This window comes from Herbaspirillum sp. C7C2 (genome assembly GCF_022627865.1).
GTDB lineage: Bacteria > Pseudomonadota > Gammaproteobacteria > Burkholderiales > Burkholderiaceae_D > Herbaspirillum > Herbaspirillum frisingense.
The window spans coordinates 1-18,674 of sequence record NZ_JABXGI010000022.1; the positions used below are offsets into that span (position 1 = coordinate 1).

16 protein-coding genes are annotated in these 18,674 nt (G+C 63.1%); 6 read left to right on the top strand and 10 right to left on the bottom strand.

The features are described from left to right. Window positions 1-156: 156 nt before the first annotated feature. Complete coding sequence (locus tag HWE04_RS20575) at window positions 157-1,311, bottom strand: sigma-54-dependent Fis family transcriptional regulator (RefSeq protein WP_241813570.1); 1,155 nt, start codon at window positions 1,309-1,311, stop codon at window positions 157-159. Window positions 1,312-1,501: 190 nt separating this feature from the next. Between HWE04_RS20575 and HWE04_RS20580 the strand changes: the two genes are divergently transcribed. Continuing rightward, window positions 1,502-2,404, top strand: a complete 903-nt coding sequence (locus tag HWE04_RS20580; RefSeq protein ID WP_077234769.1) for a LysR family transcriptional regulator — start codon at window positions 1,502-1,504, stop codon at window positions 2,402-2,404. Between the two features lie 94 nt (window positions 2,405-2,498). Here HWE04_RS20580 and HWE04_RS20585 read toward each other — a convergent pair whose 3' ends face one another. From HWE04_RS20585 to HWE04_RS20600, 4 genes are all read right to left on the bottom strand, one after another. Next, window positions 2,499-3,299, bottom strand: a complete 801-nt coding sequence (locus tag HWE04_RS20585; RefSeq protein WP_077234770.1) for an SDR family NAD(P)-dependent oxidoreductase — start codon at window positions 3,297-3,299, stop codon at window positions 2,499-2,501. 11 nt (window positions 3,300-3,310) lie between these two features. After that, window positions 3,311-4,081 (bottom strand): SDR family NAD(P)-dependent oxidoreductase, encoded by a 771-nt coding sequence (locus HWE04_RS20590; RefSeq protein ID WP_006462000.1) that lies wholly within the window; start codon window positions 4,079-4,081, stop codon window positions 3,311-3,313. A gap of 122 nt (window positions 4,082-4,203) precedes the next feature. Further along, window positions 4,204-6,087 carry a TRAP transporter large permease gene (locus tag HWE04_RS20595; protein ID WP_241813571.1) on the bottom strand — a complete coding sequence of 628 codons (1,884 nt, stop codon included), beginning with the start codon at window positions 6,085-6,087 and terminating at the stop codon, window positions 4,204-4,206. A gap of 84 nt (window positions 6,088-6,171) precedes the next feature. Then, window positions 6,172-7,206 carry a TRAP transporter substrate-binding protein gene (locus tag HWE04_RS20600; RefSeq protein WP_006461998.1) on the bottom strand — a complete coding sequence of 345 codons (1,035 nt, stop codon included), beginning with the start codon at window positions 7,204-7,206 and terminating at the stop codon, window positions 6,172-6,174. 472 nt (window positions 7,207-7,678) lie between these two features. On the opposite strand from HWE04_RS20600, the gene HWE04_RS20605 reads away from it, so the two are divergent. The 5 genes from HWE04_RS20605 (at window position 7,679) to HWE04_RS20625 (ending at window position 11,939) form a co-directional block, all read left to right on the top strand. After that, entirely contained in the window at window positions 7,679-7,942 is a 264-nt protein-coding gene (locus tag HWE04_RS20605; protein ID WP_139347006.1) for a hypothetical protein, read from the top strand. Between the two features lie 46 nt (window positions 7,943-7,988). After that, a complete protein-coding gene (locus tag HWE04_RS20610) occupies window positions 7,989-9,170 on the top strand; it encodes an acetyl-CoA acetyltransferase (protein ID WP_077234772.1) in 1,182 nt (393 codons plus the stop codon). Between the two features lie 122 nt (window positions 9,171-9,292). Continuing rightward, the gene (locus HWE04_RS20615; RefSeq protein ID WP_342222443.1) at window positions 9,293-10,909 is read left to right on the top strand and encodes an acyl-CoA synthetase; all 1,617 of its coding nucleotides are present in this window, start codon (window positions 9,293-9,295) and stop codon (window positions 10,907-10,909) included. Continuing rightward, window positions 10,906-11,475: a PCC domain-containing protein gene (locus tag HWE04_RS20620; protein WP_006461995.1), complete on the top strand. Its 570-nt coding sequence runs from the start codon at window positions 10,906-10,908 to the stop codon at window positions 11,473-11,475. The genes HWE04_RS20615 and HWE04_RS20620 overlap by 4 nt, the downstream gene beginning before the upstream one ends. Before the next feature lie 2 nt (window positions 11,476-11,477). Then, window positions 11,478-11,939 carry a PPC domain-containing DNA-binding protein gene (locus HWE04_RS20625; protein WP_241813573.1) on the top strand — a complete coding sequence of 154 codons (462 nt, stop codon included), beginning with the start codon at window positions 11,478-11,480 and terminating at the stop codon, window positions 11,937-11,939. Between the two features lie 61 nt (window positions 11,940-12,000). Here the strand turns inward: HWE04_RS20625 and HWE04_RS20630 are convergent, their stop codons facing one another. The 5 genes from HWE04_RS20630 to HWE04_RS20650 form a co-directional block, all read right to left on the bottom strand. Beyond that, window positions 12,001-13,296, bottom strand: coding sequence for a dicarboxylate/amino acid:cation symporter (locus tag HWE04_RS20630; protein WP_006461993.1), 1,296 nt, complete (start codon window positions 13,294-13,296; stop codon window positions 12,001-12,003). Window positions 13,297-13,661: 365 nt separating this feature from the next. Further along, window positions 13,662-14,906 carry a glycolate oxidase subunit GlcF gene (gene glcF / locus HWE04_RS20635; RefSeq protein ID WP_241813574.1) on the bottom strand — a complete coding sequence of 415 codons (1,245 nt, stop codon included), beginning with the start codon at window positions 14,904-14,906 and terminating at the stop codon, window positions 13,662-13,664. Between the two features lie 26 nt (window positions 14,907-14,932). Further along, window positions 14,933-16,012, bottom strand: a complete 1,080-nt coding sequence (gene glcE, locus HWE04_RS20640; protein ID WP_241813575.1) for a glycolate oxidase subunit GlcE — start codon at window positions 16,010-16,012, stop codon at window positions 14,933-14,935. 2 nt (window positions 16,013-16,014) lie between these two features. Further along, the gene (locus HWE04_RS20645) at window positions 16,015-17,502 is read right to left on the bottom strand and encodes an FAD-linked oxidase C-terminal domain-containing protein (protein ID WP_241813576.1); all 1,488 of its coding nucleotides are present in this window, start codon (window positions 17,500-17,502) and stop codon (window positions 16,015-16,017) included. A gap of 243 nt (window positions 17,503-17,745) precedes the next feature. Further along, window positions 17,746-18,636 (bottom strand): LysR substrate-binding domain-containing protein, encoded by an 891-nt coding sequence (locus HWE04_RS20650; protein WP_006461989.1) that lies wholly within the window; start codon window positions 18,634-18,636, stop codon window positions 17,746-17,748. Window positions 18,637-18,674 lie beyond the last annotated feature (38 nt).

Consider the following 18,674-nt stretch of genomic DNA (forward strand, 5'->3'; position numbering starts at 1 on the left):
TGACCTTGCGAACCGTAACCGATGATGGTCACGTTCTTGTTCTTGATCAGGGACAGGTCTGCGTCTTTGTCGTAGAAGACTTTCATGAATTTCCTAAAGAAGTTGGGCAGGTACCGCACTCGCGGTCCGCATATCGTTTATATGATTTAGATCGTTTCAGGCAACGGCATAAGCCGGCATGGCCTGGTCACGTACGTGCGGGATGTCCAGTTGCCTCAGCTTGCGGTAGAGCGAAGCACGGCACATTCCCAGTTGCCGCGAAGCGGCGGAGATGTTCCAGCGACTGCCATTCAAGGCAGCGATAACGCGCGTGCGCTCGTCCCGGTACGGATCGCCGGTAAGCACTACGGACGTGGCGTCCCCTTCGGCTCGTGACGCGAAGGGGCGGATCTGGGCGGTGCAGCCGATGGAATGGACCTGGGCCAGCGGCACCGCCTGGAATTGCATCAATTCTTCGGGCAGGTCGCACAACTCGATGCGACCGCCATTCATCACCGCGCAGCTGTAGCGGATCACCGCATGCATCTGACGCAGGTTGCCCGGCCATGGATAGGCCAGTAGTCGCTGCAGGGCCGCCGGGGCGATGACGTTCTCGTCGGCAGCCTCCCCCAGCTCGTCGGCAATCATCTGCATCACCAGCCGGCGACGGTCGGCACGTTCGCGCAGGGCTGGCAGTCGCAGCACGCCACCCGCGACACGGTAATAAAGGTCTTCGCGGAAGCGTCCCTCGCCGATCAACGTCTTCAAATCCTGGTGGGTCGCGCAGATCAGTTGCACATCGACCGATACCGGTCGCATTGCACCGAGCGGGATCACCTCGCGCTCGGACAGCACCCGCAGCAGCCGCGTTTGCAGGGCGAAGGGCATGTCGCCGATTTCATCAAGGAACAACGTGCCGCCATCGGCCTGCTGCACCTTGCCCTTCATGCCGCCTGGCAGTGCGCCCGAGAAGGCCCCCTTGCAATAACCGAACAGTTCACTCTCGGCCAGGCTTTCCGGGATGGAGGCGCAATTGACCGCCACCCACGCCGCCTGGCGACGCGCGCTGTAGTCATGTAGCGCGCGCGACAGGTATTCCTTGCCGGTACCGGTCTCGCCCAGGATCAACACCGGAATGCCGCGATCGATCAGGCGCTTGCCGCGCTCCACCAGATCGCGCATGAGCTCGTCACCCGCAGCCAACTGGTCGATGTCACGGTAGCGCGGCGCGGTGCGGGAAGCTGCGCAGCGGTGGCTGCGGGCAGTATGGGCAGTATCGGCGGTCTGGACGTCACTCTCAGCCATGGGCTGTTCTACCGGGGGTGTCGGCATGATGGTCTCCTGTCTTGAACTGCTTTTTTGTCGAACCGTCTTCCCTCGGAGCGGCTCTTTATGCGCGGGGTCTGGCTTGTGGCCGGCCCGGAGAAGTGTCGCAATGGCACGTCTGCGGCAAAGAATAGCCAGACAATCCCATGACTTCCAATACAATGTACAGACAGAATCAATACCTTGAAGGTATCAAATGATCGAGTTGAGACACCTCACCTATTTCCGCACCGTAGCAGAAACCCTGCATTTCGGACGCGCGGCGGAGCTGCTGCATATCTCGCAACCGCCGCTCACACGGCAGATTGCGGCCCTTGAAAGGGAGCTGGGCGCGCAATTGTTCGACCGCAGCAAACGAGCCATCCAGCTGACCTCGGCCGGCAAATATTTTTATCGCGACACTACAGAAATTTTCAAGGCACTGGAACGGGCGAAACGTAATGTCTCGTCATCGAGCACCGGCAAGAGCGGTGCGTTGAAGGTGGGATTCATGATGTCCTCGGCCTACAACATCCTGCCGTCGGTGACGCGCCACTATTCCGCCGCCTATCCCGAGGTGGACATGCGCCTGACCGAATACGTCCCCAACCTGCTGGCCACCGACATCGAGGATGAGAAGGTGGATGTGGGCATCATGTACCGCCCGGAGGACTGTAGCCGCCTGGACAGCCACACCATCTATGCCGAACCCCTGCTGGCGGTGCTACCCCGCGAGCATCGCCTGGCCGGCAAGGAGGCCATCTCCGCCGCAGAACTGGCGGAGGACCCTTTCGTCAGCATCCCCCGTACGATCGCGCCGGTGGTATTCGACCTCATCATCAACCACTGCCAGTCGCGAGGTTTCCGTCCGCGCATCGTGCTGGAAGCCAATCTGCAGCAGACCATCGTCAACCTGGTCGGCGAAGGCCTGGGTGTAGCCCTGGTACCGACGTCGATGCAGGCCATGCACCTGGACACCACCGTCTTCAAACCCCTGATCGACGCGCCACTGGTCGAAGTCGCCGTGATCTGGAACAAGGAGAATACCAATCCCTGTATTCGTACCTTTGCCGATACGGCGGTGGAGGTGTGGCGGAAGATGCAGCCAACGGCGCCATAAAAAAACCCGGACGCTCTTGGACGCCCGGGTTCAAACCGCGGCAGGTCGGCTTCCACGCCCGCCCGCCTGCGGCCAACAAACAAACCTGCTCAACTCATCCGGCGCAACGCAGCGACAGCCCTCCATCCACGATCAGGTCCAGTCCCGTGATGTAGCGCGCGTTATCAGATGCCAGGAACAGCGAGGCATGCGCCACGTCCCAGGCGTCGCCCATGAAGCCCATCGGGCATTGCGCATTGCGCTTGGCGCGCATCTCTTCGATATCGCCTCCATAGGCGGCCTTGAGCGGCTCGCGGATCATGGGCGTATCCATCATGCCCGGCAGCACGCAGTTGGCGCGGATGCCCATGGGCGCGTACTGCATTGCCACGTTCTTGGTAAATGCCAGGATGGCGGCCTTGGTCGCGGTATAGCCGAGGTAGGGAAAGCCGATCCAGCGCAGTGCCGCCAGCGAGGAAATGTTGACGATGGCACCCTTCTTCTGCTTTTCCATGATGGGCAGCACATGCTTGTGGGTCAGGAACAGGCTGGTCTGGTTGACCGCTACCAGCCGGTTCCAGCTCTCTTCGCTGGTCTCCACCGGTCCGCCGGTTTCGGCGATGCCGACATTGTTGTGAAGCACATCCACCCGGCCGAAGTGATCCATCGCGGCATCGGCGATGGCCTTCACGTCGGCGCTTTTTGAGACATCGGCCGCCAGCACTTCACAGACCCCGCCCTCGCTGCGGATGATTTCGCGAGTCTGCAACGCGGCTTCGATGCTGCGATCCACCGCCAGCACCCGCCCGCCTTCACGGGCATACAGCGCGGCAGCGGCCTTGCCGTTGCCCCAGCCTTCGCCCACCGAACCGGCGCCGGTCACGATGATGACCTTGCCTTCCATCAGCTTGTTCATGGTGGCGCTCCTCAGATCTCAAGCACGCCGCCAGCGACGAAGCCGCCATCCACCGGTACCACGTGGCCGGTGATGTAGGACGACTCCTCGGAGGCCAGATAACTCACGGCCGAGGCGATTTCGTCGGTGGTGCCGTAGCGCCGCATGGGCACCAGGCGGTAGTAGCTCTCGCGGGTCTGCTCGGAATGCATGGCCTGGGTCATGGGGGTATCGACCGGGCCGGGAGCGACGCTGTTGACGGTGATGCCGTATTGCGCCAGTTCGATCGCCATCTGGCGCGTCAGGCCGATGACCGCGGCCTTGGAGGTACCGTAGGCAGTGCGGCCGGCCCCGGCGCGGATGCCCGAGATGGACGAGATATTGACGATGCGGCCCCACTGCTTCCTGACCATCAGACGCGCCGCATGCTGACCTGCCAGCAACACGCCGGTGACATTGACGTTCATGGTCTGCAGCCAGTTGTCGAGCGGGTAATCGAGGAAGGAATAGGTACGTGCCACGCCGGCATTGTTGACCAGCACGTCGCAGCGACCATAGTCCTTCTCGATGTGGGCGAAGGCGGCCGCGATGGACTCCGGATTGCCGAGGTCCATCTGCAGCGCGGCTGCGCGGTGACCGGCGGCTACCAGCGCGTCGGCAGTCTGCTGGGCTGCCTGCAGGTTGATGTCAGCCACCAGCACGGTGTGGCCCTTGGCCGCCAGTTGCTGGCAGATGCTGGCGCCGATGCCCATGGCTCCGCCCGTCACGAGCGCCACGCGGGCGCCGCTATCATTGCGATTCATATTGTCTCCGTGGATGTTGGCGGCCCCGGGAAGGGATGGGGTAAGGGGCCGCCGTGTTCTAAGTCGTCGTTGGCAAATCAATCATGGAAGTTTCCTGATCGCTCGCATGACCGGTGAGTGGATCAGAGGAAGCCGATGGAAATCCAGGGCACGAAGGCCACCACCAGCAGCGCCACAACCAGCGCGGCCAGATAGCCCCAGACCCGGTTGAAGACACCGTCGGGCGAGACCTTGCCGATGGCGCAGGCGGCATAGAAGCCGACGCCGAAGGGCGGTGCGAACAGGCCGATGCCCATGGCCAGGATCACCACCATCGCATAGTGCACGTCATGCACGCCCAGTGAACGCGCCACCGGGAACAGCAGCGGTCCGAACAGCACGATGGCGGGGATGCCTTCCAGCAAGCTGCCCAGCACGATGAAGATGACGATGGTGATGAGCAGGAAACCGGCGCCGCCACCCGGCACACCCTGCATCAACGCCACCAGCTTGGAGGAGAAGCCCGACTGCGTCAGCGCCCATGCCATCGCGGTGGCCATGCCGATGATCAGCAGGATGGCGCCGGAGAGTGCAGCGGCTTCGATCAGCATCGGATAGAGGCGCTTGAAGTTCAGGTGCTTCATGAACAGGTGCATGATCAGGCCGACCACGACCGTATAAGCCACGCCGATGGTGGCGACCTCGGTGGCCGTGGCCACGCCCTCGATGACGGCCACGCGGATCAGCATGGGCAGCGCCAGGGCGGGAATGGCGGCGATCAGGGTCTTCATGATCAGCGACAGGGGTGCGCGCGGCACGTCCGGCATCGGCTCGCGGCGGGCGCGCATCCAGCACACCACGGCGATGGCGATGGTGGCGATGGCCGCCGGCATCAGGCCACCGATGAACAGCGCCGTGATCGAGACGCTGCAGACCGCGCCGATGGTGATCAACACCAGGCTGGGCGGGATGGTCTCGGTCATGGCGCCGGAGGACGACAGCAGGGCCACCAGTTCTTCCGGTTTGGAGCCGCGTTTCTTCATTTCGGGGAACAGCGCCGGCGCGATGGCCGCCATGTCGGCTGCCTTGGAACCGGAGATGCCGGAGACCAGGAACATCGCGCCCAGCAGCACGTATTGCAGGCCGCCGCGCACATGGCCCAGCAGGGCCGCCATGAAATCGATCAGAGTCTTGGCCAGGCCCGACATTTCCAGCAGCGAGCCCAGCAGCACGAACAGCGGTACCGACAGCAGGATCAGGCTGGACATGCCTTCGTCCATGCGGCTGACCACGATCATCAGCGGCGCATTGGTCGCCAGGGCGAGATAGGCCATGGTGGCGGTACCGAAGGCGAAGGCGATGGGGATGCCACCAGCCACGCACACGCCAATCAGCAGCACGAAGAACACGATCAGGTTGTAGTTGCCCATGGCCATCAGGACCGGCTGCGCCAGCCACAGCGCACCCGCAATCACGGCCACCACCGCCAGCGCCGAAAGCAGCAGGCGCATGGTGGTCAGGGCGGCCATGCGCGAGACGGCCGCCAGCAGCATCAGGATGGCGCCCACCGGCAAGGCGGCAGCGCGCAGGCCGTCGGGAATTTCCAGGGCCGGGGTGGTGATGGGCATCTGCTCGACCGCATGGTCCAGTGCCGGGTGGATCACCATCAATACGAAGATGCAGACCACCAGCGCCGCCACCGTTTCCAGCCAGATGCGGCCTTTCTCGGAACACTTGTTGATGATGGCGGTGAGCCGCATGTGCTCGCCGCGGTCCAGGGCCAGCACGGCACCCAGCATGGACAGCCAGATGAAGAGGATCGAGGCCAGTTCATCGGACCAGACCAGGGGGTCGTGCAGTGCGTAACGGTAGATCACGCCGGTCAGCAGCACGATCGTCTCGGCCAGTACCAGGCAGGCGGCCAGCGCGCCCACCACATGCATGACCATGCGATTCAAGCCCACCAGTGCGCGCGCAAACGGATTCATGTTGACCGGGGCGCGGTAAGTCATTGCAGCTTCCATCATCAAGCTCCAGCGAAAAAAGTCGGGGCGGACGACGCCACGGCCCGGAATGGGCGGTGGCGTGGTCCATTCAGGCCGGACGGTGCGTCAGGCCAGCTTGCCGGTGTACTTCTCCAGCAGCGCCCAGGGCTCGTCACCGAACTTCTTCTTCCATTCGGCGTAGAAGCCGGCGCTGCGCAGCTTGGCGCGGAAGGAGTCGGCGTCGGCATTGTTGAAGGCCAGGCCCTTGCCCTTCATTTCCTCGACCAGCGAGTCGTTGAGCTTGCGCACGTCGGCGCGCTGGTTCATGCCGGCTTCGTTGATGGCACGGGTGACGATGTCCTGCAGGTCCTTGGGCAGGCGTTCGAAGGACTTCTTGTTGCCCAGGAACCAGAAACCGTCCCACATGTGGTTGGTGATGGAGCAGTACTTCTGCACTTCGTACAGCTTGGCCGTGGAGATGATGGCCATGGGGTTTTCCTGGCCTTCGACGATCTTGGTCTGCAGGGCCGAATACACTTCGGCGAAGTTGATCGAGGTCGGCGCAGCATCGAAGGCCTTGAACATCGAGGTCCACAGCGGGCTCGGCGGCACGCGCAGCTTCATGCCCTTGAGGTCGTCGGCGACCTTGATGGGACGGGTGCTGTTGGTGATCTGGCGATAGCCGTTGTCCCAGATCTTCTCGAAGGCGAACAGGGTGGACTTGGCTTCGATCTGCTTGCGCACATGGGCGCCGAGCTCACCGTCCATGGCCGGCCAGACCTGGCTGTAATCCTTGAAGGCGAAGCCGATACCGGAAATCTGCGCGGCAGGCACCAGGGTGCCCAGGATCAGCGGCGAGAGGGTGAAGAAATCGATGGCGCCGGCACGCACCTGCGAGAGCATGTCGGTATCGGTACCCAGCTGGTTGTTGGGGTAGAGCTGCAGCTCGATGCGGCCCTTCGACTGCTCGGCGATGGCAGCGGCCATTTCCTTGGCGCGCGCATTCATCGGGTGGGTCACGGGCAGGTTGTTGGCATACTTGAAGGTGAACTCGGCCGCATGGGCGGAGGTGCTCACCATGCCGGTGGCGGCAGCAGCCGAGGCCACCGAGGCGGTCTTCAGAAAATGACGGCGCGTGAATTTACCAGTGGATTGATCCATCTGTCTTGTCTCCTGTTTGTCTGTTTGTATTTATGAATCTGCTGATTCCGGTGCCACTCAGCTGCCGCGAAATCCTGGCGTGCAGCCCCCTGTATCCGGGTTGTCAACACTGCCCATGCATCGATAGAGCAATTAGGATGCCAAGCCGTCGGAGCGGGCCGACGCGATGGCGATGTCCCTCATGGTCATCTGCATTGCGCCTGTATTCTCTGCGATAAAGGCTGCGCAGGACAAGGGCAGGGGCGGCACCGCCTGCAATTTATTTGATGCCGCCCTGCTGCGACACCTGTCGCATGCACTGTCGCCAACCTGTCGCAGGGATGTTGCAGGTGTCGACACCTGAGGCGCTGCTGCCGGGCAATTGTTTTGTGTTGCAGCGCAATGATTTACGTTAACGTAAAGTCCGTGCTATCTTCATCCGGTCGGCCGCTGGCGCAGCGGTTTCCTGCCCTGCAGGATTCAGCACCGCCCCATGGTCGATCTTATTGACGACGCAACACCGCATCAGAATCAACAACAAAGCGAGAGCCGGCGCGCCTTTGCGTCGAGCTTTCAGGAGACGGGCAAGATGCCGGCCCGGGCAGGGGCACACCCCGCCTGCGACCGTCGGCGACCAGTGGCGCCTCACTCTTGTGGCAATCGCATGGCGATGGCGACGAGCTTGCTGCACGTGGCAATCGCATTGGCACTGCAGTGGAAGACATTGGCACCGAATTTGCATATTGCCCCCGTGTGAACCGGAGCGACCAGGCTCCACCGACCAAGTCTTACAAGGACACACCATGACTGCTTCTGCATCCTCACCCTGCATCACCGGCTGGCACCATTCCCAATTCGGCAAGCTCGACGGCATCGATCCGGAAGTGTTGATCGGCCAGGTCGCCAAGGCCGCCATCGAACATGCCGGTCTGCAACCGGAAGATATCGATTCCATCCACGTCGGCACCTTCAATGCCGGCTTCCTGTACCAGGACTTCCCTTCGTCGCTGGTCATGAATGCATTGCCGCAGTTGCGCTTCAAGCCGGCCACGCGCCTGGAGAATGCCTGCGCCACCGGCTCGGCGGCAATCCACTCGGGCCTGCAATCGATCAAGGCGGGTGAATCGAAACACGTGCTGGTGATCGGCTTCGAGAAGATGACCGAACTGGCGACCCCACAGGTGGGCGAGGTCTTGCTCAAGGCCTGCTACGCCAAGGAAGAAGCGGGCATCCCCGGTGGTTTCGCAGGCGTGTTCGGCAAGATCGCGCAGAGTTACTTCGACCGCTTTGGCGACCAGTCCGATGCACTGGCCATGATCGCCGCCAAGAACCACAAGAACGGCCTGTCCAATCCCTATGCCCATATGCGCAAGGACTTCGGCTTCGATTTCTGCCGTACCGTTTCCGAGAAGAACCCGTTCGTGGCCGGCCCGCTCAAGCGTACCGACTGCTCGCTGATCTCGGACGGTGCCGCCGCCCTGGTGATCAGTGCCGCCGACGTGGCCAAGTCCATGCCGCGTGCCGTGCAGTTCCGCGCAGCGGTGCATGTGAACGACTACCTGCCGCTGTCGCGCCGCGACCCGACCCGCTTCGAAGCCGCCGAACTGGCCTGGAAGAATGCGCTGGGTCAGGCCCGACTGTCGCTCAATGATCTGTCCCTGGTGGAAACCCATGACTGCTTCACCGTGGCCGAGCTGCTGGAATACGAAGCCATGGGCCTGGCCCCGCACGGCCAGGGCGCGCGCGTGATTGCCGAGGGCATCACCGCCAAGGACGGCAAGCTGCCGGTCAATCCGTCCGGCGGCCTGAAGTCCAAGGGCCATCCGGTGGGCGCCACCGGTGTCTCGATGCACGTGATGGCGGCCATGCAGGCGGCCCATGATGCTGGCGACATGCAGATCGCCAATGCGCGCTATGCGGGCGTGTTCAACATGGGCGGCGCAGCGGTGGCCAACTATGTGAGCATCCTGGAGCGCGTGAACTGATTGCAGTTGCAAATTGCAGCTTGTAACAGCGCGTCGTTCGCTGCACCAGCGAACGACGCGCAGGAACACGAAGTATCAACAAAAACAAGAACGAAGCGCCACGCCAATTTCCATTAGAACGAATCGGGACGAGTGAGACGATGTTAACGAAAGTGATGAACCTGGGCCGCCTGCTGTCGGACGTGGCGCGCCGTTTTCCGGATGAGCCGGGTCTGATACTGTCGCAGGGCAATGCCGATGGCAGCGACAGGCTCATCTCCTGGAAGCAGATCAACGACCGCGTCGATGCGCTGGCCCACGCCCTCACCCGCCGGGGTGTGAAGAAGGGCGACAAGATGCTGGTCCATTCGCGCAACAACCAGCAGATTTTCGAGAGCGCTTGGGCCGCCTTCAAGATGGGCATGGTCTGGGTACCGACCAACTTCCGCATCACACCGCCTGAAGCGGCCTACCTGGGCCAGTCCAGCGGCGCTTGCGTGATGCTCTACGACCGTGGCTTCGCCAATTACGTGGATGCCGTCAAGGCGGCCTCGCCGGCGCTGGAGCATGTCATCGCCCTGGCCGATGCGCGCCCCGGCGAGCTGGATTTCGAGGCACTGGTGGCCGAGGGTGGCCACGAGAGCTTCCGCGAAGTGGAAGTCGATTACGAAGACCCGATGTGGTTCTTCTATACCTCCGGCACCACCGGTCATCCCAAGGCAGGCGTGCTCTCGCACGGCCAGATGGCCTTCGTCGTGACCAACCACCTGGCCGACCTGATGCCGGGCCTGAACCATCAATCGCGTTCGCTGGTGGTGGCACCGCTGTCGCACGGTGCCGGTATCCACGCCGTGATCAACACCGCACGTGGCGCGGCCAGCATCCTGCTGTCGTCCGAACGGCTGGTGGTCGAGGAAGCCTGGCAGCTGGTGGAAAAATACAAGGTGGACAATCTCTTCACGGTCCCCACCATCGTCAAGATCCTGGTCGAGGATGAATCGGTGGATCGCTACGACCACTCGTCCTTGAAGCACGTCATCTACGCCGGCGCACCCATGTACCGCGCCGACCAGGTGTATGCGCTGAAAAAACTGGGCAAGGTGCTGGTGCAGTATTACGGCCTGGGCGAAGTCACCGGCAACATCACCTTCCTGCCGCCCTACCTGCACTTCGACGACGACGCCCATCCGCAGGCGCGGGTCGGCACCTGCGGCATGCCGCGTACCGGCATGCAGATCGCCATCCTCAACGACGACGGCCAGGAACTGGCGCCCTTCGAGACCGGTGAAATCTGCGTGCGTGGACCGGCCGTCTTCATGGGATACCACAACAATCCGGACGCCAATGCCAAGGCCTTCAAGCATGACTGGTTCCATACCGGCGACCTCGGTCATGTGGACAAGGATGGTTTCCTCTACATCACCGGCCGTTCTTCGGACATGTACATCTCGGGCGGTTCCAATGTCTATCCACGCGAGATCGAGGAAGCCCTGCTCACGCACGCGGCCGTGTCGGAGGTGGCCGTGCTGGGCGTGCCCGACCCCAAGTGGGGCGAGAGCGGCCTGGCGGTGATCGTCTGCAAGGCCGGCCAGCAGGTCGATAGCGCCGCCTTGCTGGCGCACCTGGAAGAGCGCATCGGCAAGTACAAGTGGCCACGTCGCTTTGTCTACTGGGACAACATGCCCAAGTCCGGCTACGGCAAGATCGTCAAGAAACAGATCAAGGCACTGCTGGAAGAACAGGGGGAATACCGCCTATGAAGCTGACGAACAAGACCGCCCAGGCCGCGGCCGGCACCGGTTTCGTCGAGGTACGCAAGTTCCTGCACGCAGGCCAGCAAAGCTATCCGCGCACGCTGGACCTGGAGGCCGACCCGGCCGAGGAACTGCGCATCACGCTGCAACCGGGCAGCTCCGTGGGCGAGTCGCTGCGAAGCGTGCTGGCGCGCTATGGCCAGCGCGGCGGCGTGGGCCGCATGTGCGGTGGCACGGCACGGCGGCTGCACTATCACCGCATCGAACATACCGGGGACGCCAGCCGTCCCTATGACTACGGCCCGCCGCATGTGCTCGAAGGGGTGATCACCTTCATCACCGGCGCCATCACGGTGGGCCAGAACCAGGACGGAAAGGTTTTACTGCATTGCCATTCAGGATTCATCGACGGTGACGGCGCCCTCCACGGCGGCCATCTCCTGCTCGATACGGTGGAAGTGGGCGACGATCCGCTCATCATCCGCCTTTGCTTGTTCTCCCGGGGCGCCTTCGTCGTCAACAGCGATGAAGAGACGCACTTCAGTCTATTGCATCCGACACCCATGGAATGATGATGACTCTCCACGCCAACGACACTACGACACGCGACGACCATACCCCCCCTATCCACGTAGAAGAAGGCCGCCTCGGCAAGCTCGTGATGGCCCGCCTCAAACCCAACCAGGACCTGACTGAAAGCGTGGAAGCGCTGTGCCGCCAGCACGGCATGAAGACCGCCATCGTGCGCGGCGCCATCGGCAGCCTGATCGATGCCCACCTGCAATACGCCACCCCGAACGGCCCACGCGAGATGGAGATCAACGGACCGGGCGTGGAAATCCTCAATGTCTTCGGCGAGATCGGCTTTTCCGATGGCCAGGGCAATCCCCATCCCCTACAGGGCGTGGTGGCCGACACTGACGGCAAGATCTTCGCCGGCCGCTTCGTGCGCGGCGCCAACCTGTCCTTCATCACCATCGAGATCACCCTGCAGGAGTGGGTCGCGGTCAAGCAGCAGGAAGCCATGCCGGCCTGAAACGAACAATGCCGTCCAGCGACAGACTGGACGGCATTGCATTCACATCACCAGGGCCTGTTCAGGCTTCGTTGTGCAGCGTGGCTTCGGCTTCCTGTTCGATCTCGGCTTCGGCACGCGCCGCTTCTTCTTCGCTCAACAGACCACCTTCCCACTTGGCGACCACGGCCGAGGCAATCGAGTTGCCCACGGCGTTGGTGGCCGAGCGCCCCATATCGAGGAAGGTATCGATACCCAGGATCACCAGCAGGCCCGCTTCGGGGATGTTGAACTGGTGCAGGGTCGCGGCGATCACCACCAGCGAGGCACGCGGCACGCCGGCGATGCCCTTGGAGGTCAGCATCAGCACCAGCATCATGGTGATCTGGGTCGAGATCGGCAGGTGGATGCCGTAGGCCTGCGCGATGAAGAGCGTGGCGAAGGTGCAGTAGATCATCGAGCCATCGAGGTTGAAGGAATACCCCATCGGCATGACGAAGCTGGAGATCTTGCGCTTGACGCCGAAGCGGTCCAGCGCATCGAGCAGCTTGGGATAGGCAGCTTCCGAGCTGGCCGTGGCGAAAGCCAGCAGGAAGGCTTCCTTGATCAGCGCCAGCAGGCGGAAGATGCGCTTCTTCAGGAACACGAAGCCCACCGCGATCAGGATGGCCCACAACAGTACCAGCGAGAAATAGAAGTCACGCATGAAGACCGCGAAGCTGACCAGGATCTCCAGGCCATTGACCGCCACAGTCGCCGCCATCGCCGCAAACACCGCCACCGGGGCAAACTTCATGACATAGACGGTGATCTTGAGCATGGTGTGCGACAGATCGTCGATCACCGCCAGCAGGTGCTTGCCACGCTCGCCCAGCGACGCCAGGGCGATACCGAAGAACATCGAGAACACCACCACCTGCAGCACTTCGTTCTGGGCCATGGCCTCGACGATGGACTTGGGGACCAGGTGGTTGAAGAATTCCTTGACCGTGAACTTGCCCGTGGCCAGGCCGGCGCCAGCCGCGTCAGGCGGTGGCAGCGCCACACCCGCGCCCGGTTGCAGCAGGTTGGCCATGATCATGCCCAGTGCCAGCGAGACCAGCGAGGCGATGAAGAACCAGGCCAGCGACTTGCCGAAGATGCGGCCGACCGACTTGGCGTCACCCATATGGGCGATGCCCACCACCAGGGTGGAAAACACCAGGGGTGCGATGACCATCTTGATCAGGCGCAGGAACAGGTCGGAAGCAATCGAGATGTAGCCGGCCAGTTCCTTGGCCTGGGCCTTGTCCAGATGACTGAAGATCAGGTAGCCGACCAGGATGCCCAGCAGCATCGCAATGAAGATGAAGATGGCCGGCGGAATGCGTTTTTTCATGGGTTCTCCTGCCCCTCGATCGCAAGTGGCATGGCGCCGGTGCGAGGACGATGATGGTGGGGGCTGATTGTCTGGGCGCGGGGCCGTGGCGGGACGCTGCGCCGATCGTCGGGATTGTCGGAAATCACCTGTTTCCGATGAGAAACGGGGACCGGTTTTTCCCGCTGCGCGGAAAAAAGGACGAAGCTTATTGACTTATGCCCCCTGCCGTCAAGCCGGTTTGGATAAATGGGGTCAAATTGCCTTGGTCATGATCAAAATGGCCACAAAAAAGCCCCGCAGAGCGGGGCTTGGGTTGTTTCTAGAGCAACTCGAAGGGCATCCGGGGGCGGCCGGCGATGCCTCAGCAAGCCGTCAGTAAATCGTCAGGAAACCGCCACCAGCGCGGCGTCCAGCAATTCGATCCAGTGCCGTACCGGAGTCTCGGTGCCGGATTGCAGATGGGTGACGCAGCCGATATTGCCAGTGACGATCATGTCGGGATCGGTGGCCTGGAGCTTGCCGATCTTGTCATCGCGCAGGCGGTAGGAGAGCTCCGGTTGCAGGATCGAATAGGTGCCGGCCGACCCGCAGCAGAGATGGCTGTCGGCGCACAACTGCACATCCACCCCGGCCGCGCGCAGGATGGCCTCGACCTTGCCGCGTATCTTCTGGCCATGCTGCAGGGTGCAGGGCGGGTGGTAGGCCACGCGCTTGCCGTTGAAGTCCTTGAGCCGATGCGTCAACTGGTCTTCGAATTCGGGCAGGATTTCGCTGATGTCGCGGGTCATGTGCGAGATGCGGCGCGCCTTTTCGGCATAGACCGGATCGTGCTGCAGCAGATGGCCGTATTCCTTGACGGTGACGCCGCAACCGGAGGCATTCATGACGATGGTATCGGCCCGGATGCCATCCCGGCCTTCGATGTAGGGCCACCAGGCGTCGATGTTGCGACGCATGTCGTCCAGGCCGCCGTCCTGATCATTCATGTGATAGCGGATGGCGCCGCAGCAGCCGGCTTTGGGAGGCGCGAACAACTGCACGCCGAGGGCATCGAGCACGCGGGCGGTGGCGCTGTTGATGTTGGGCGACATCGAGGGCTGCACGCAGCCTTCCAGGTAGAGCATCTGGCGCGCATGGGTGCGCGTGGGCCAGATGCCGGCATCCTGCGGCAGCGGCACCTTGTTCTGCAGCAGCTTGGGCAACAGCGGGCGCACCAGCTGGCCTGCTTTCATGGCGGGACGGAAAATCCACTTGCGCGGCACCAGCTCCTTCAAGGCGGTGCGCATCACGCGCTGTGACAGAGGGCGTGGCACCTGCTGCTCCACCACCTTGCGCCCGATATCGACCAGGCGACCATACTGCACGCCGGACGGACAGGTGGATTCGCAGTTGCGGCAGGTCAGGCAGCGGTCCAGGTGCGACTGCGTGGCGGCAGTGGCGGGCTTGCCTTCCAGCACCTGCTTGATGAGATAGATGCGACCACGCGGGCCGTCCAGTTCATCGCCCAGCAATTGATAGGTGGGACAGGTGGCGGTACAGAAACCGCAATGCACGCAGGAACGCAGGATGCTGTCGGCTTCCTCGCCGGCCTGGGTGTTGCGGATGAAATCGGCTAAGTTGGTCTGCATGGAGGGTCGCTGGCTAAGTAGTTCGCTTACAGGCTGGCGTACAGGCGGCCGGGATTGAAGATGCCGCGTGGGTCGAATTGCTGCTTGAGCTTGCGATGGATCTTTTCCACCGCCGGTTGCAGCGGATGGAATACACCGATGGCCTTGTCGCCCCCGCGATGCAGGCTGGCATGCCCGCCCACCGCCAGGGCGGCGGCGCGAATGGCGACCGCATCCACATTGCCCTGCGGGCGCAACCAGCGCTGCGCCCCGCCCCACTCGATCAGCTGGTTACCCGGCAGGTCGATCGGTGGTGCCACCGACGGCACCGACAGGCGCCACAGCGGTGCTTCGGGCTGGGCGAAGAAGGGATGGGTCTGCTCGCGCAGGTCGGTCCAGTAATCGTGCGGATTGCTCAATTCGGTGCCACCCAGCTTCTTGATCGCTGAATCCACCGCAGCCTGCGCACCCGCCAGACGCAGGGTCAGCACATTGCCGACCCAGGCGCTGGCCACCAGCGGCAGCGGTTGGCCGGCGCTCTGGTTCAACAGGCGCAGCGCGCCTTCCTGGTTGATCTCGAACACCCGGGTGCTGCTGGCGAAGGGGCGCGGCAAGACCTTCAGCGAGACCTGCAGGATCAGGCCCAGCGTGCCCAGCGAGCCCGCCAGCAGGCGCGAGATGTCATAGCCGGCGACGTTCTTCATGACCTGGCCACCGAAATGCAGTTGCTCACCCTGGGCGTCCATCAACACCGCACCCAGCACGAAATCGCGCACGGCACCAGCGGCTGCGCGCGAGGGCCCGGAAAGTCCGGCGGCCACCATGCCGCCGACGGTGGCCGCGCCGCCGAATCGCGGTGGCTCCCAGGCCAGCATCTGGTTGTGCTCGGCCAGGGCGGCATCGATCTCGGAGAGCGGCGTGCCGCAGCGTGCGGTGATGACCAGTTCGGTCGGTTCGTAATCGATGATGCCGCTGTAGGGCCGGGTATCGAGCAGGTCGCCGCTTGGCACCTGCCCATACCAGTCCTTGGTGCCGCCGCCGCGAATCTGCAAGGCGCGGCCGGAGAGGATGCGTTCACGGAAGGATGCCAGCACGGCATCGAAGTCGGGTTGGGCGTGCTCTTGCATGATCAGAATCTCGGCAGGTCGGGGAAGCGCAGCTGGCCGCGCTGCACATGCATCTTGCCGTACTCGGCACAACGATGCAGGGTGGGAATGGCCTTGTCCGGATTGAGCAGGAAGGCGGTGTCGAAGGCGCGCTTCAACTTGAAGAAGGCCTCGCGCTCGGCGGGCGAGAACTGCACGCACATGGAGTTGATCTTCTCGATGCCCACGCCGTGTTCGCCGGTGATGGTGCCACCGACTTCCACGCACAGCTCCAGGATCTCGGCACCGAACAGTTCGGCGCGGTCGAATTCATCGGCCAGGTTGGCATCGAACAGGATCAGCGGATGCAGATTGCCGTCGCCCGCGTGGAACACGTTGGCACAGCGCAGGCCGTACTTCTTTTCCATCTCGGCGATGCCCAGCAGCACCTGCGCCAGTTTCTTGCGCGGGATGGTGCCATCCATGCAGTAGTAGTCGGGCGAGATGCGGCCGGCGGCCGGAAAGGCGTTCTTGCGACCGGACCAGAAGCGCAGGCGTTCCGCTTCCGAGGCCGAGCAGGCGATGGCGGTAGCACCGCTGGCATTGAGCACGGCGGTCATGCGGCCGATCTCTTCTTCCACCTCTTCCACGGTGCCATCGGACTCGCACAGGAGGATGGCTTCGGCGTCGATGTCGTAACCGGCCTTGACGAAGGGTTCCACCATGCGCGAGCTGGTCTTGTCCATCATCTCCAGGCCGGCCGGGATGATGCCGGCGGCAATCACGTTGGCGACTGCATTGCCGCCCTTCACCACGTCATCGAAGGACGCCATGATCACACGCGCGGCCTGCGGCTTGGGCACGAGCTTGACGGTTACCTCCGTGACCACGCCCAGCATGCCTTCGGAACCGATGAACACCGCCAGCAGATCCAGGCCCGGGGCGTCCAGCGCGCCACTGCCCAGTTCCACCACGTCGCCCTCGATGGTGACCATGCGCACGCGCAGAACGTTGTGTACCGTGAGGCCATATTTGAGGCAGTGCACGCCGCCGGAATTCTCGGCCACGTTGCCGCCGATGGTGCAGGCGATCTGCGAGGACGGGTCCGGCGCGTAATAGAGACCATGCGGTGCAGCCGCTTCCGAGATGGCCAGGTTGCGCACGCCCGGTTGGACCACGGCGGTGCGCGAATACTTGTCCAGCTTGATGATCTTGTTGAACTTGGCGGTGGAGACCACGACCCCGTCGGCAATCGGCATGGCCCCGCCCGACAGGCCGGTGCCGGCGCCACGCGGGACGATCTGCACCTGCAGCGCGTGGCAGGTCTGCATGATGGCTACCACCTGGGCCTCGGTCTCGGGCAATACCACTACCATCGGCAGCTGGCGGTAAGCGGCCAGGCCGTCGCATTCGTAGGGGCGGGTGTCTTCCTCGTCGAACAGCACGCAATGGGTGGGCAGGACCCGGCGCAGGGCATCGACGACTTCGCGCTGGCGCGCCGGCGCGAAGGACGGTTGGACGGGAGCATTCATGCTGGACCTCGGCGTTGGGCTAGGCAGGCGTGTGGGTGTGGACGTCCCTCTTTGCGTCCGGCGGCACGGCGCACGCTGTCTCGTTTGTTGTCAGCCCGCATGGGGCGGGCTTTTTCAGTCCGACAAGTGTAACGAATTTTGCCGCGCCGCACGGGGCGATGTTGCCCGTTGGGCCACTGAAAAGAATTTCCGGCCGCCGTGAATTATTTTCAGGGCGGCCAGCGTGACAGTGCTGGCGTGGGCTCAGATATTGCGGAAGGCGTTTTGCATCCAGCTGATGAAGGTATCCACTTCGGGCCGTTCGCGCACGGCGCGCTCGTAGACCACGTAGTAGGCATGCGGCGGGGTGCGCAGGCGTACGTCGAACAATTCGACGATCTCGCCCCGCGCCAGCAGTTCTTCGGCGAAATGCTGGCGGGTCAGGCCGACGCCGTAGCCATGGCGCACCGCTTCGAGCAGCAGGCCGAGGTCGTCCACACGCAGGCCGGCGGAAGGTTCCACCCAGTCCTTGAGACCGGCGGCCTCGAACCAAGGCTGCCAGGGCTCCAGCGCCGAGCGCAGCAGGGTCGCATGCTGCAGGTCGGCCGGCGACTTCATTGGCGGCAGGGTCTTCAGGTAGCCGGGGCTGGCCACGGCGAAGGCCGGTTCCTCGAACAGCTTTTCGGTGATGATGTTGGGGTAGTTGCCGGCACCGAAGCGGATCTCGACATCGCTTTCCGACAGCGACAGGTCGTACAGCGGCACCGAGAGATACAGCTCCACCACGATCTCGGGATGGCGCTGGGTGAAGTCGGCGATGCGCGGCATGAGCAGGTGGCGCGCGAAGGTCGGCGGCAGCATCACCTTGATCTTGGGTTGCACGGCGGCATTGCGATGCGGCATGGGGAAATCGGTCAGCGTGCGCAGTGCCGAGCGCACCACGTCGAGATAGCGGCGACCGAATTCGGAGAGCCCGATGGAGCGGCCATCGCGATAGAACAGGCGCTCGCCGACGAATTCTTCCAGCAGGCGGATGCGGTGCGACAGTGCCGATGGCGTGATGCAAAGCTCCTCGGCCGCGATGGCGAAGGAGTTGTGACGGGCTGCCGCTTCGAAGGCGGACAAGGCATGGACGGGCGGTAGGCGGGTGGCCATGGGTGATGGATTCCTGCTGCTTTAGCGAAGGGCATACA